At 56.7% G+C, this 14111-nt stretch carries 8 protein-coding genes and 1 pseudogene; 5 read left to right on the forward strand and 4 right to left on the reverse strand.

Annotation, left to right across the window (positions count from 1 at the left end; all coding sequences use genetic code 11):
- Positions 1-411 precede the first annotated feature (411 nt).
- The 3 genes from RGM3321_RS03190 to RGM3321_RS03200 all read left to right on the forward strand — a co-directional run bounded on the left by RGM3321_RS03190 (position 412) and on the right by RGM3321_RS03200 (position 7318).
- Positions 412-3417, forward strand: coding sequence for an autotransporter serine protease (locus tag RGM3321_RS03190; RefSeq protein WP_244391579.1), 3006 nt, complete (start codon positions 412-414; stop codon positions 3415-3417).
- A 106-nt stretch (positions 3418-3523) separates the two neighbouring features.
- Positions 3524-6640: an autotransporter serine protease gene (locus RGM3321_RS03195; RefSeq protein ID WP_244391580.1), complete on the forward strand. Its 3117-nt coding sequence runs from the start codon at positions 3524-3526 to the stop codon at positions 6638-6640.
- Positions 6641-7027: 387 nt separating this feature from the next.
- Positions 7028-7318, forward strand: coding sequence for a hypothetical protein (locus tag RGM3321_RS03200; protein ID WP_024658640.1), 291 nt, complete (start codon positions 7028-7030; stop codon positions 7316-7318).
- Positions 7319-7370: 52 nt separating this feature from the next.
- Here the strand turns inward: RGM3321_RS03200 and RGM3321_RS03205 are convergent, their stop codons facing one another.
- From RGM3321_RS03205 to RGM3321_RS03220, 4 genes are all read right to left on the reverse strand, one after another.
- The gene (locus RGM3321_RS03205) at positions 7371-7925 is read right to left on the reverse strand and encodes a Bro-N domain-containing protein (protein ID WP_244391581.1); all 555 of its coding nucleotides are present in this window, start codon (positions 7923-7925) and stop codon (positions 7371-7373) included.
- A 325-nt stretch (positions 7926-8250) separates the two neighbouring features.
- The gene (locus RGM3321_RS03210; RefSeq protein ID WP_244391582.1) at positions 8251-8811 is read right to left on the reverse strand and encodes a hypothetical protein; all 561 of its coding nucleotides are present in this window, start codon (positions 8809-8811) and stop codon (positions 8251-8253) included.
- Positions 8812-8927: 116 nt separating this feature from the next.
- Positions 8928-9497 (reverse strand): hypothetical protein, encoded by a 570-nt coding sequence (locus RGM3321_RS03215; protein ID WP_244391583.1) that lies wholly within the window; start codon positions 9495-9497, stop codon positions 8928-8930.
- Positions 9497-10963 (reverse strand): DUF6861 domain-containing protein, encoded by a 1467-nt coding sequence (locus tag RGM3321_RS03220; protein ID WP_244391584.1) that lies wholly within the window; start codon positions 10961-10963, stop codon positions 9497-9499. The genes RGM3321_RS03215 and RGM3321_RS03220 overlap by 1 nt, the downstream gene beginning before the upstream one ends.
- Positions 10964-11331: 368 nt before the next feature.
- Between RGM3321_RS03220 and RGM3321_RS03225 the strand changes: the two genes are divergently transcribed.
- On the forward strand, positions 11332-12885 hold the full coding sequence (locus RGM3321_RS03225; protein WP_244391586.1) for an AAA family ATPase: 1554 nt from the start codon (positions 11332-11334) through the stop codon (positions 12883-12885).
- Positions 12882-13985, forward strand: a pseudogene (locus RGM3321_RS03230) (McrC family protein); the annotation flags it as partial. The gene RGM3321_RS03225 and the pseudogene RGM3321_RS03230, both read left to right, overlap by 4 nt.
- Between the last annotated feature and the right edge of the window lie 126 nt (positions 13986-14111).

Consider the following 14111-nt stretch of genomic DNA (forward strand, 5'->3'; position numbering starts at 1 on the left):
ATCGTGCCCATCGCTCCGCGTGGGCATGCAGTTCATGACGCTCTGCGTCATCGGTTTGCCGTAGCGAAGGCTCCATTTGGGTGACTATCCATTATTGTCGGACAATTATTCTTTCATCCGAATAAATAAGACGCTTAACTGAAGTTGTTGAAGGTATTGGCAGGAAACTAGAGAAAAGAGGAGAGTGTGCAATTAAATCGCCACTACCAAATTCGATAATCTCCATATCAAAAAACAAAACAAATTCAATAGATTCAATTGGATATCACTAAGCTATATATCCCACGATGCATTACTCTTATGTCCTGCAACTTGTATCAGAATTGAAATAAATCTGTTGCCAAGTGCATAACTGCAGACTATGTTCTGGAATCGCTCAATCAAGAGCCGACCACTATCAGGTGTGCAGGGATGCGAAAGTCGAAGTGCGTGGGTGTTGTCCGTTATTCGTTCAAGCCTGTAGCAACAGGCGCGCTTTGTGCGCTGTCTTTTACGTTTGGCTGCTCGGCTTATGCTGACTATGTCGAACAGGGCAAGCCGGGTGACGCTGCCAGTTGGCGGTCGGCAGAATTCCAGAGCGATTGGGGGCTGGGCCGTATCCAGGCTGATCAGGCTTACGCCGCTGGCATCACCGGGGCCGGCGTCAAGATCGGTGCGCTGGACTCGGGTTTCGACCCGTCCCACCCGGAAGCCACACCATCCCGCTACCACGCAGTCACCGCTACCGGTACTTACGTTGACGGCTCGCCGTTCAGCATCAGCGGCGCCATCAACCCGAACAATGACACCCATGGCACGCACGTCACCGGCACCATGGGCGCGGCGCGCGATGGCGTCGGCATGCACGGCGTGGCGTACAACGCTCAGATCTACGTCGGCAACACCAACCAGAATGACAGCTTCCTGTTCGGTCCCAACCCCGACCCGCAGTATTTCAAAGCGGTGTACGGCGCCTTGGCGGATGCCGGCGTGCGCGCCATCAACAACAGCTGGGGCAGCCAGCCGGCCGACGTGACCTACGCCACCGAAGCAGGTGTGCGCGCTGCCTACGCTCAGCACTACAACCGCGGCACCTGGCTGGACGAAGCGGCGAATGTCTCGCGCAAGGGTGTGATCAACGTGTTCAGCGCCGGCAACAGCGGTTACGCCAATGCCAGCGTGCGTGCGTCGCTGCCGTATTTCGAGCCGGACCTCGAAGGCCACTGGCTGGCCGTGTCGGGCCTCGACAGCACCAACGGTCAACGCTACAACCAGTGCGGCCTGTCCAAATACTGGTGCATCACCATGCCCGGTCGGCTGGTCAACAGCACCGTGCCGGGCGGTGGCTACGGCATTAAATCCGGCACTTCCATGTCCGCGCCGCATGCCACTGGCGCGCTGGCGCTGGTGATGGAACGCTTCCCGTACATGACCAACGAGCAGGCGCTGCAAGTGTTGCTGACCACCGCCACCCAGCTCGATGGCTCGGTCACTCAGGCACCGACCAACAGCGTGGGCTGGGGCGTGGCCAATCTTGAGCGGGCGATGCGCGGTCCCGGTCAATTGCTCGGCACCTTCGATGCCAACCTGGGGTCCGGTGTGAGCGATGTATGGAGCAACGATATTTCCGATCAGGCGCTGCTTCAGCGTCAGGCCGAAGACACTGCCGAGCAGGCCACCTGGCAGCAAACCCTGATCAGCAAAGGCTGGCAAAACGGCGTTGCCAGTACCGCCAGCCAGCAGGATCAGGCTGATTACGCAACCGGCACCGCGCGTGCTGCCGCAGCCGATCAGCGTCAGTACCAAGGCAGCCTGGTCAAATCCGGTGCCGGTCGACTGATTCTGCAAGGTGCCAACACCTACCGTGGCGATACCCTGGTCAATGGCGGCTTGCTGTCGGTCAACGGCTCGCTGGTTTCCGCTGTGCAGGTCAATGCGGGCGGCACGCTGGGCGGTAACGGCCAGATCGGCGGGCTGACGGCGCGCAGTGGCGGTATCGTTGCGCCGGGTAATTCCATCGGTACGTTGCAGGTGAACGGTGATGTCACCCTGCAACCGGGTTCGACCTACGCCGTGGAGCTTTCGCCCACCGCCAGTGACCGCATCGTTGCCACCGGAAGCGCTACCGTATCAGGCGCGAACCTGACGCTGGCTCTGGAGAATACAACGCCAGTGGCCTTGAGTTCTGCACCGATCCAAAGCGTGGTAGGTCGCCAGTACAACGTGCTGCAAGCCGCCAACGGTATCAACGGCCAGTTTGGCAGCGTCTCTTCCAACTACGCCTTCCTCGGTGGCCGACTCGACTACTCAGCCACCGGCGTGGCACTGAACGTCGAGCAAACCGCCGCTTTCAACAGCGTGGCGCAAACCCCTAATCAGGCTGCCGTGGCGACTGCCGCCGAACAACTCGGCGCCGGTAACGCGGTGTACGAAAACCTGCTGCTTACCCAGAGCGCTGCCTCCGCACGCGATAGCTTCCAGCAATTGTCCGGCGAAATTTACCCGGCTATCGGCAGCGTGCTGATCAACGACAGCCGCCAGATCCGCGATGCAGTGGGTGAGCGTCTTGGGGCCAGCGTATTCGGCACTGATGGCAACACGGCCGCACAAGACAATGTCTGGATCAAAGCCCTGGGTGCCTGGGGCAAGACCGACTCGCGTGACGATACCGCCGGTTACACCACCTCGATTGGCGGCCTGCTGGCCGGTGCCGATGGCAACCTTGCCGATGACACGCGTCTGGGCGTGGTCGCGGGCTACAGCGACAGCTCGTTGAACATGGGCTCCGGCACGCACTCCCGGGCTTCGGTGGACAGCTACCATCTGGGCGCTTACCTCGGCCATGAAATCGGCGCACTGCGCCTGACACTCGGCGGCGCACACAGTTGGCATCGTATCGACGCACAGCGCGACGTGCAGGTCGGCGGTGCTGCTGGCAAAGAGAAAACCAAGCACGATGCCCAGAGCACGCAAGTGTTCACCGAGGCGGCGTATCGCGTCCACTTGCAACCCGCGACCCTTGAGCCGTTCGCCAATCTGGCCTACGTCCACCTCAACACCGACAGCTTCACCGAGAAGGGCGACGCGGCGGCGCTGTCTGCCGGTAGCGATAACCGCGATGCAGTACTGAGCACTCTCGGCGTGCGGGCGCTGAAAACCATCGCGATCAGCGACCGACAGAAAATCGACCTGTCGGGCAGCCTCGGCTGGCAGCACAACCTGAGCAACACCGATTCCGAACAGCATCTGGCCTTTGCCTCTGGTGGCAGTAGCTTCGCTATCGAAAGCTCACCGCTGGTCCGTGACGCAGCGCTGGTCGGTGCTCATGCCAGCGCTGCGTTGAGCAAGGACGCCAGGGTCAGCCTCGACTACAGCGGCCAACTGGCCCGCCGGGAAAAAAGCCACGGTGTCGGCCTGAGCCTCAACTGGCAGTTCTAACCCCGGCAGTACCCAACCCAAACCAACCCTCAAACCAAAAAAAACGACGCGCATGCAGATGCATGCGCGCGGAGATTCGTGCGCGTTAACTAAGGACGGTAGCTTGATGAAAGATGCATCCATCACCCGACACACCTCTGTCAAACCCCTCGGTCAGGCCATTCGCGCCATCAACCGCGCCTCTTGCGGCGCACTGGCCTGCTACCTCGCGACCTTGGGCGTGGCTCATGCCGCGCCGTATGTGGAAGCAGGTCAGGCCGGCAATGCTGCCAGCTGGCGCAGCGCCGAATTCAACGCCGACTGGGGGCTGGGCGCGATCAATGCCGATCAAACCTACGCCGCTGGCTACTCCGGCAAGGGCATCAAACTGGGCATCTTCGACCAGCCGGTCTATGCCCCGCACCCGGAATTTGCCAGCCCCAACAAGGTGGTCAATCTGGTCACCAGCGGCATCCGCGAATACACCGACCCGTACATCCCGGTGAAGGCGGGCGACGCGTTCCGCTACGACGGCGCACCGACTCTGGACTCCGGTGGCAAACTCGGTAACCACGGCACCCACGTGGGCGGCATCGCCGGTGGCGATCGTGATGGCGGGCCGATGCATGGCGTGGCTTACAACGCGCAAATCATCAGCGCCGACAACGGCGACCCGGGCCCGGAAGACGGCATCGTGCTGGGCAACGACGGCGCGGTGTATCAGGCTGGCTGGAACGCACTGGTCAACAGCGGCGCACGGGTCATCAACAACAGCTGGGGCATCGGCATCACCGACCGCTTTGACAAAGGCGGTCGCGATCCGGCGTTCCCGCACTTCACCGTGCAGGACGCGCAAGTGCAGTTCGACCAGATTCGCCAGATCCTCGGCACGCGTCCGGGTGGCGCGTATCAGGGGGCGATCGACGCAGCACGCAGCGGCGTGGTGACCATCTTTGCCGCAGGTAACGACTACAACCTCAACAACCCTGACGCAATGGCCGGGCTCGGCTATTTCGTACCGGAGATCGCCCCCAACTGGCTGACCGTCGCCGCCCTGCAACAAAACCCCGACGCCACCGCAGCTGCAACCACGCCCTACACGCTGAGCACCTTCTCGTCGCGCTGCGGCTACACCGCCAGCTTCTGCGTTTCGGCACCGGGCACGCGCATCTACAGCTCGGTGCTCAACGGCACCAGCCTTGCAGACCTGACCGTCGGCTGGGCCAACAAGAACGGCACCTCGATGGCCGCGCCGCACGTGGCTGGCAGCATGGCCGTGCTGATGGAGCGCTTCCCGTACATGACCGGCGCGCAGGTCGCCGACGTGTTGAAAACTACCGCCACTGACCTTGGCGCACCGGGTGTCGACGCGCTGTACGGCTGGGGCATGATCAACCTCGGCAAGGCAGTCAACGGCCCGAGCATGTTTGTGACCGAGGCAGATATTCCTGCCGAGTTCCGCATCGACGGCGCCTACGGCGACAGCCAGTTCGTCGCTGACCTGCCCGGCGTCGGTGCGATTGTCGACGCAGGAAAACCGACCCAACGCACTTGCACCGGGCCGCAATGCGGGCTGGATGTGTGGAACAACGGCATCTCCGGTCACGGCGGCCTGACCAAACAAGGCATCGGCACCCTGGTGCTGAACGGGGCCAACAGCTACAGCGGCCCGACGCTGGTCAATCAAGGACGCCTGGCCATCAACGGCTCGCTGGCCTCTGCCGTCACCGTCAACAACGGCGGCATACTGGGTGGCAACGGCAGCGTCGCGTCGTTGACCGCCAACCGTGGCGGCACAATTGCACCGGGCAACTCCATCGGCACCCTGCAAGTGGCGGGCAACCTCAACCTGGCACCGGGCTCGACCTACGCTGTTGAGTTCTCGCCCACTGCCAGCGACCGCATCGTGGTCGGCGGCACCGTGACCGTGAGCGGCGCCAACATGGCCCTGTCTCTGGAAAACGACAACCCCGCACTGCTCAGTAGCAACCAGACCCGCAGCGTTCTGGGTCAGCGGTTCAACGTGCTGCAGGCGGCTGGCGGCGTTCAGGGTCAGTTCGGTTCTGTGACCGATAACTACGCATTCCTGGACGGCAACCTGGCCTACAGCGGCACCGGCGTGACACTCGCTCTTGAGCGCAACGGCGACAGCTTCGCCAGCGCGGCGCAAACGTCCAATCAACGCAGCGTGGCACAGGCCATTGAGCAACTGAGTGCGGGCAATTCCGTCTATGAGAGCATCATCCTCAGCCAGGACGCCGCCAGCGCACGCCGCGCATTCACCCAACTGTCCGGCGAAGTGCACCCGGCCATCGCCACACAATTGATCAACGACAGCCGTCAACTGCGCGACGCCGTAGGTGATCGCCTGCGCGTCGAAGGGCTGTACGACCAGCCAGCACCTGGCAGCGAAGACAATTCGGTGTGGGTCAAAGCGCTCGGCGCGTGGGGCAAAAACAGCGGCAGCAGCGACAGCGCCAGTTCGACCTCATCGCTGGGCGGCCTGCTGGCAGGCGTCGACGGCCTGATCAGCGAGCACACCCGTTTGGGCGCGATGGCAGGTTACAGCGACACCTCGCTGAGCCTCGGGGACGACACCCACTCGCGTGCATCGGCAGACAGCTACCACTTGGGCGCCTACATCGGTCACGAACAAGGCGCCTTGCGCCTCACCGCAGGCGCATCGCACAGCTGGCACCGCATCGACGTGAAACGCGACCTGCAATTCGGCGCGTTCTCCGACCGCCAGAAAGTCAAGCGCGACGCCCAGTCGAGCCAGGTGTTCACCGAAGCCGCCTACCGTCTGAACCTGCAACCGCTGGCACTGGAGCCATTCGCCAACCTGGCTTACGTCCACTTCGACAGCGACAGCTTCACCGAAAAAGGCGGCGCCACGGCCCTCAAAGGCAGCGACGACACCCGCGACACCGTGCTCTCGACCCTGGGCATACGCGCTGGTAACCGCTTCAACCTCAACGACACACAAAAACTCGACGTCTCCGCCACCCTCGGCTGGCAGCACAACCTGAGCGACACCTCGTCGGAACAACACCTGGCCTTCGCCAGCGCTGGCAACAGCTTCAACGTACAAAGCGTCTCCATGGACCGCGACGCCGCCGTAGTCGGTGCCCGCGCCAGCCTGGCCCTGGGCAGGGACGCACGCATCAACCTCGACTACAACGGTTTGCTGGGTGCGCGGGATAAAACCCACGGCGTGGGGCTGTCGCTGGATTGGCAGTTCTGATGGGGGATGCTTGCGGGGTGTAGTGGCCCCGCAGGCACTCGGTAATACCTATCGTGCCAATGCTCCGCGTTGGCACGCATTTCGTGACGCTCCGCGTCACATCCAAGCCATCAGGCAAATATCAGATTACCCGAATCCAAGCTTCTGCCCGGAGGGCGTAGGAGCGAACTTGTTCGCGATCTGCCGGGAACCGGCAGCAAAACCGGTGCATGCGGTACGTCCTCTGTAAACCAAGTCTCAAGGTCGGGCTATTCAAACCTCTCCCAAAAATATCTCTCAAACAACCCAAATCCCAACAACCACCTCAACAAACAAAATTTGATGGCCCAATAACATCATGGTAAAACCTTGCAACAGACACCCGTCTGCACTCGCTAAGGAATAGCCATGAAAAAAACAGGGACAGGCCTCTTCGCCATACTCGCATTGCTCTGTGCCTTCACCGTGCAGGCCAGAGAAACCCAGGTAACAGACGCCTCAATCGTCAACGCCATCATCCAGGAATCCATCGACAGCTACTCCGGCAACTGCCCTTGCCCCTACAACTCCGCCCGCAATGGCAGCCGATGTGGCAAGCGCAGTGCGTACAGCCGTGAAGGAGGGGAGGCACCCACCTGCTTCAAGGAAGACGTTACCAAAGAAATGATCAGCGACTACCGACGCCGCCTGAAAGACTGATCCGATGAGGCAGGATGGCCGTCACCCACACGGCACGGCCATCACTCCGCATTCAACTCAACCGAGAGGCAGGTAACACCGCCCGCCACCACGACCGCGCCAAGCGATGCGGCCGCGCATCAACCTGCATCTGCGGGTGCGCCAACAGCATCGGCATATCCCGCAACCGTATCCACGGCTCGCTGTGCCAGTGCAACATGCTCACCGACAACCCCGGCCACTGCAACATGCTCAGGTTCGGCGTAGAGTCATCAAACGGCACCTGCCCATACCGCAACGCAGGCACCACCTCATTGGTAATCCACTGCCGCAACCCGCGATTTTCCGCGTGATAGTGATGCACCATCATCGCGTACGCGCCCGACTCACTGACCATCAGTTCCGGCTCAGCTTCGCCATGCAGGTCGAGCGTGATCATCCGGTGCTGGTCAGCGTCTAGCTTGCGCAGCGTTCGCTCGTTCAAAGGCCAGCCGATCATGCGACCGAGATCACGGGCGCTGAACCAGGGTTGGTTTTCGAGGAGGAGGGCGAGGAGTTGGCGGTTGTGGCGGTGGAAGGGGGTTGGGGTGTGCGGCGTTGTCTGATTTAGGCTTGCGATGTGAGGCATCTAGGTAATCTCTACATTTTTAGCTTTTTGAGAGCTAGGCGTCGGGAGCTAAGAAACCCCAATGTAGAAAAGGCCGGACGTATTCCCCTTGCGGGTCTTGTATTGGTCCACTCCCGACATATCAGAGATTTTAGGACGCGCAGCCGAAAGCCGCAGGTACAAAAAAGCCGCATTTTATCGGAAGCGGTCAGGCCGCTACATTTGAGTTTCTTGGGCGTTTCTTAGGCGCGGTGTAAGGGTAGGGCACGCTTTATCGTTGTGGAAGGCTAAATTGTGTAGGACTTTTCTGAAAATATCCGAAGCATCAGCTTTTTGGGCGTCGCCTTCAGTTAGGTATAATGCAAATCGCTGTGATGTGCTGATCTGGTATGTCTTCAAGAGGGACGCCCAGTCCGGTGATTTCGACCGCTCCGTAGTTATCATCAGTGTAGAAGAACTCTTCGGTTTCATCGAGCTCAAGCCGGGTGTAGGGTAGAAGCTCGGAAACTAGACTCCCAAGCCCTATACCCCTAGGAAGAGTTCCTTTGTAAATATGGTTTTGAGCTGTATCTCCAGAGAAACTAAAATTATAAATCTTTATAAAGGTAACTCTATCGCTTCTCAATGAAATGGACAGCGCTGGCTTACCCTTAAGTAGTCTGTTTATTACCGTGTCGTCAGAAAGCGAGAATGCGTAGCCACTATCGCCATTTGAATCAGGCTCGTAAATTTCCACCTTTAGAATTGGAGAGTCTCCAAACTGATACAGCAGGCCCTCTTCATCCACCACATACCGAGCGAGCACAGATTTCAAGAGTTTTGCACTGGCATGCATGGGGATGCCAGCCAGCGATTTACATGGAATAATGGGCGCTTTCCATGAGATTTTAAAGTCTTCATTTATCATCGTATTGGTGTCTCTGCTCTATTAATGGAATATCGCGCTTGTGGTGGTTTTACCTTTTTTTACTATCATGATATAGTTTTGCAGTGGGCGTAAATGGTGATTTAAAGATTTGCATATTATATGGCGGGTGCAGGTATGATGCATATGCTAGTGATTATCTGATCGGGTTGGTCTTCAAGAGAAGCACTCCATCCTCCTATTTCGACTTCTCCATAGTGACTGTCTGTATAAAACCATCCTAGACCATCGTCGAATTCCAACTCTGTAAGCGGTAGAAATTCAGATACTTTACTGCCTAAAGTCAGGCCGCCGGGTAGCTCTCCTTTGTAGATGAAATCCTCCGCTAAGTCACCAGGAAAGCTAAAGTTATACACTTTTATGACAAAAACCTTTCTGTTTTTTATTGCGATGGATAAGGCGGGTAATACTTTGTTACTTATATCTATAATGTGATCGTCAAGAAGAAAAAATTTGTAACCGCCATCGCCGTCTATGTCTATTTCATTCTTTGTTAATCGGAGGATAGGTGAGTTTTCAAATTGATATAAATTATTTTGCTTGTCGATTATATATTCGGCGAGAGAGGATTCTACTACGTCTGCGCTGATGTGAAGTGGTATGCCTGCTAGTGATTTGCAAGGTATGATCGGAGCGCTCCACGAGATTTTAAAGGTTGAGTCTGACATTATTCTGGTATCCATGTATTGTTGGAAGGGTTGAAAGTTACCTTTTGCCCCTTAGGATTTAAATATACAGTATTTTTATCGTAGATCACTTGTCCTCTACCGAAAAATGTTGGTCTATATGTGTTGGGTTCTACAACTTTTATTTGGCTGCCGTCGTTGTAAGATATTTTATAATATTCGCCAATGTGGTCTGAATCAATTTGTTTTCCGACAGTTGAAGGGCTGTATTGAATTTTCTTTATCCCTGTAGCACTGCCTTCAATTTCAAATATTTGAGCATTCTGAGATGAGCCAGCCCTAGGCGGCACATCAGTCACTGTTGCGCCATCCATCGTAAACGACTGCTTGATATCCTCTATGGTTTTTCCCCAAATACTCTCAGGTTTGTCCACGATGTTTCGAGGTATACCTGCCTGTTCAGCCAAGTCCTCACGCAAACCGTCTCTGGCGAGAGCGGAGGTTGCCGGAATTTCATCCGGCATCTCTTCTGGAAGTTTCGGTTTCTCGTAGACCGGTTTAGGTATTGGTTCGGGATTTTTGACCGCGTCGTTGCTAGTGTTTGACGGTCGGCCAATGCTGTCAGATCTGGGCTCTGCCATTTTTAGCGGCGTTGATTCCGTAACCCGCAATTCTGGATGCGCCAGCAGCTTCTGCTCGTTGCGAGCCAACCAACCTGCAATTTGCTTGTTGGTCATGTCCGCTTGAAGCTTCGCGCTGCGTGCCGCAATGCCATCCAGGCTGCCTACGACCCCGGCCTTGATCTGACCTCGTGTGATGTAGGTAACAATAGCGGTCAGTAAGAGCATGACTAATTGCTCCTGACCTCTGGCAAGTTGCCGCGCGGCTGCGTCTATACGCTCATCAATCAACCATGCAGAAGCCCCTGTGGGATCAAGCCCTGGCGGTTTGACACCTTCTTCTGCGTTCCAGGCTGTGACCATGCCGTCATAAATGGTTGCGAGACAAGCAGGCAGCCCTTGATAGAAATACTCGGCGATGGCTGAAAGCCCCATGCCCAGAAGAATCAAGTTGCCTACTTGAGCGCCTATGCCACCACCGACTATGGCTCCGGGTAAAGCACCCACTCCGAATGCAAGCGATCCAGCAGCGCCACCAACGAGAGTCCCGACGGCCACGCTGCCGCCCATGATCATGGCGACCTCTTTGACCAGTTGCAGCAAGACAGGAAGGATTTCCGTGATATCAATGGAAGCCCACTTGCGCATCAGATTCAGCTGAATGATCGGGTAGGACTTAGCCATCGCCGATCTCACCGACTCGATGCGGTTTCCGCCGATACTGCCGAAGGCCAGCGTGGCCTCGTTACTGACCCGTCGCGTGAAGCCGTTCCAACCATCGTAAGCGCTTTCCCAGTCTTGATCGAAAGACTGATTCAGATGGCTGAATTTGTTTTCGAGATTTCGCTCGACATCGTCCCACCTGGGAACATTGGCTAAAAGATCCATTCACTCATCCCTGTCCTTGAAAGAGGTAAGTCCCGAGCCTCGCTCCCTGAGCCATCGAATTCTAACGTGCCCGATACGGTTTCGGGCCACACCATTTTTCTCATCAGGACAACGGACGGCAATGATCTCAATAAGTCATCATTCGATATCGTCAGAGACATATCGACCGCTGTGCCTTGATTTATCTACATTTTATCTGAGCGTAACGCTTTAAAAAATTTTCGGTGGGTTATCAAAAAAGAGAAGTGCTGCACCTTTGGCGGACTGCTCGCATGCCTCATCCAGAGCGGCTGTTCTCGGGACTTCGCTTTACCCATGCTGGCAATCTAGATACTGTTGCCGGACTTTTCCTACAGGGACGTTCGGCAATGCCTTCGCTCAATCAGATTTTCTTCGGTCCGCCCGGTACGGGGAAAACCTACGCCACAGTCGAAGCGACGTTGCAGATCCTTGATCAGCCTTTTCTTGCTAAAAATGCTTGTAGCCGATCAGCGCTGAAGGTTCGTTTCGACGAACTGCTCGCAGCAGGCGACGTGCGCTTTGTGACCTTTCATCAGAGCTTCAGCTATGAAGATTTTGTCGAAGGCCTACGCGCTACAACTGACGAGCAAGGTCAGATCCGTTACGAAGTGGTATCTGGCGTCTTCAAGAGCCTTTGCGAGTCAGTTGCGACTGAACTGAGCGGAAAGTATCGTGCATTCAAGGTCGGTGATCGCTACGGCACAGGCTACAAAGTGACCCGCGCCACGCCTGACGTGGTTGAGATAGAGAAGCCCCAAGGTAAACACCTTCCCATCGGCATGAGTTTGCTGAATACGCTCGCTTCTTATGTGGACGCTGGCACCTTCACAATCGAAGAACTGGGCAATGGTCGCTGGGACAAGAAAGTGCCGGGCTCCGTCCTTGATCCTTTTTTGGTGAATGGCTATAAGAACTTCCTGCCATCTATGGTCGAGCACATGCTGGGCAAAAACGAGGAGGGCTTATTTGAGCCTGCCCCCGTTCAACATAGCGACGCCAAGGTGCTGATCATCGATGAGATAAACCGAGGCAACGTCTCGCGCATCTTTGGTGAGCTGATTACGCTCATCGAACCCTCCAAGCGAGCAGGCGCAGACGAGGCTTTAGAAGTCACGCTGCCTTACTCAAAAGAACGTTTCAGCATCCCCAGCAACATTCACCTGATCGGCACCATGAACACCGCTGACCGATCCTTGGCCGCGCTGGATATCGCCCTGCGTCGTCGCTTCACCTTCATCGAAGTCCCGCCTAATCCCGAGTTGCTTGATGAAGTAGAAGTTGATGGCATCGCCATCGACGAATTGCTCAGCGTGATGAATCAACGCATAGCGGCCCTGCTTGATCGAGACCACTGCCTTGGCCACGCGTACTTTATGCGGCTCAAGGATGAGCCTACGTTGGAGCGGTTGGAAGGCATCTTCCGTGAGCAAATCCTGCCGCTGCTTCAGGAATATTTCTTCGAAGATTGGCAGCGCATTCAGTGGGTTCTCAACGATCAGCGCAAGGCTCCAGAGAATAGTTTTCTGATTCAGCCGGGCCAAGACCTCATTGCGTTGTTTGGGGATACGGTCACGGTTGGCCAGAGCAATGAGCGTTGGGAGTTGAATTTGCCAGCGTTCCAGAAGATTGAATCGTACCTGGGTGTGATTGATCACAACCTGAAAGTCGGTGCGCCGCTGGAAGCAAAAAACGTCAGAACAGACGGGATCGATATAAGGCAGTCTGCCGATGGTCGTATCGATGTGTATCGCGGAGGTCAGCACATTAAGCCCGCAAAGCCGCTGTTGCGCGAACTTGCGAGCAAGCACGGCATCTCCATTACGTCCGCGTCGGGTAGCGAGCTGAATACGCGAAGCCTCGGACGCAAGATCGTTAAGTTTCTCAGCGAGCATCAGGGGTGAAAACCACTGTCACGGTCCGTGAATATGCTCGACTAACCACCAGCAATATTCCCAACCCGACGCTCGATGTAGCCCAAGTGTCTACCACTGCTTTCGACTGGCTCTGCGAAGCCAGTTCCCGCTTTAGCAAAGCGGGTGCGGCACTGGTTCAAGTCGAAGGCCGCCGCTGGCTTAAACTCGACAACTACGTTGGCGCGCTGGAAACACCCTGCGGCACGCGGATCGAAATCTTACCCAAGTACTTCGAACAAGGTGACTGCATCCAGCAAAGCCGAGCTTTGCTGAGACGCATGATTCAGAAGTCACTAGACCTTCCAACCCGTAAGGTCGACGCAACCGCGTTACAGCGCTTCGATGCGCCGTTGACCGAATGGGTAATGAGCAGCTTTCTGGAAGCGCTCGACCACCTCATCAAACGCGGCCTTCGCTTCGACTACCAACGAGTCGAAGAGGAACAGCGATATTTGCGCGGCCAACTCAACACCGCCCGCCAAATGCGCCAACCTCCTGGCCGACAACACCACTTCCAAATTCGTCACGACGTATTCCTGCCCGACCGGCCCGAGAACCGCCTTCTCAAAACAGCGTTAGACATCGTTTGTAAAACTACTCAAGACCCCAGTAATTGGCGTCTCTCTCACGAACTGCGCTCACTGTTGCTAGAGATCCCAAGCAGCCGAGACACCACTCAAGATTTCAAACAGTGGCGCCACGACCGGCTCATGGCTCATTACCAACCTGTGAAGCCGTGGTGCGAACTCATCATCCAACAGCAAACGCCACTGGCGATTGCGGGCGAATGGCAGGGCATGAGCTTACTGTTCCCGATGGAGAAACTGTTTGAACGCTACGTGGCTGCGTGCCTAAGGGATTCACTGCCGCCAGATGCAACGCTGCATACCCAGCGCAGCAGTGAGTATTTGTGCACCCATCAGGGCAAAAAGGTCTTTCAGCTACGGCCTGACTTGATGATTACTCAGGGAGAGAAGAGCTGGGTTCTGGACACCAAATGGAAGCGGCTGGACAGCGAGCTTGGCAGCAAAAATTATGGCCTAAGCCAGGCTGATTTTTATCAGTTGTTTGCGTATGGGCAGAAGTATTGACCTTGCCCCCGAGAAACGTATCCCTTAACCCGGCGTCGGGGTCGAGTATCTAGGGTTGTTGCCTTTGCCAGTTCTGCTCGTATTGCATCGGACTTACGTAATGCAGCGTCGAGTGCAGGCGCT

The organism is Pseudomonas sp. RGM 3321 (assembly GCF_022836805.1).
Taxonomy (GTDB): Bacteria; Pseudomonadota; Gammaproteobacteria; order Pseudomonadales; family Pseudomonadaceae; genus Aquipseudomonas.

Excerpts from the sequence above, each read along its gene's own strand:
- RGM3321_RS03220 (WP_244391584.1), bottom strand. The coding sequence starts at position 10,963 with ATGGATCTTTTAGCCAATGTTCCCAGGTGGGACGATGTCGAGCGAAAT.
- RGM3321_RS03210 (WP_244391582.1), bottom strand. The coding sequence starts at position 8,811 with ATGATAAATGAAGACTTTAAAATCTCATGGAAAGCGCCCATTATTCCA.
- RGM3321_RS03205 (WP_244391581.1), bottom strand. The coding sequence starts at position 7,925 with ATGCCTCACATCGCAAGCCTAAATCAGACAACGCCGCACACCCCAACC.
- RGM3321_RS03225 (WP_244391586.1), top strand. The coding sequence starts at position 11,332 with ATGCCTTCGCTCAATCAGATTTTCTTCGGTCCGCCCGGTACGGGGAAA.
- RGM3321_RS03200 (WP_024658640.1), top strand. The coding sequence starts at position 7,028 with ATGAAAAAAACAGGGACAGGCCTCTTCGCCATACTCGCATTGCTCTGT.
- RGM3321_RS03195 (WP_244391580.1), top strand. The coding sequence starts at position 3,524 with ATGAAAGATGCATCCATCACCCGACACACCTCTGTCAAACCCCTCGGT.
- RGM3321_RS03190 (WP_244391579.1), top strand. The coding sequence starts at position 412 with ATGCGAAAGTCGAAGTGCGTGGGTGTTGTCCGTTATTCGTTCAAGCCT.
- RGM3321_RS03215 (WP_244391583.1), bottom strand. The coding sequence starts at position 9,497 with ATGTCAGACTCAACCTTTAAAATCTCGTGGAGCGCTCCGATCATACCT.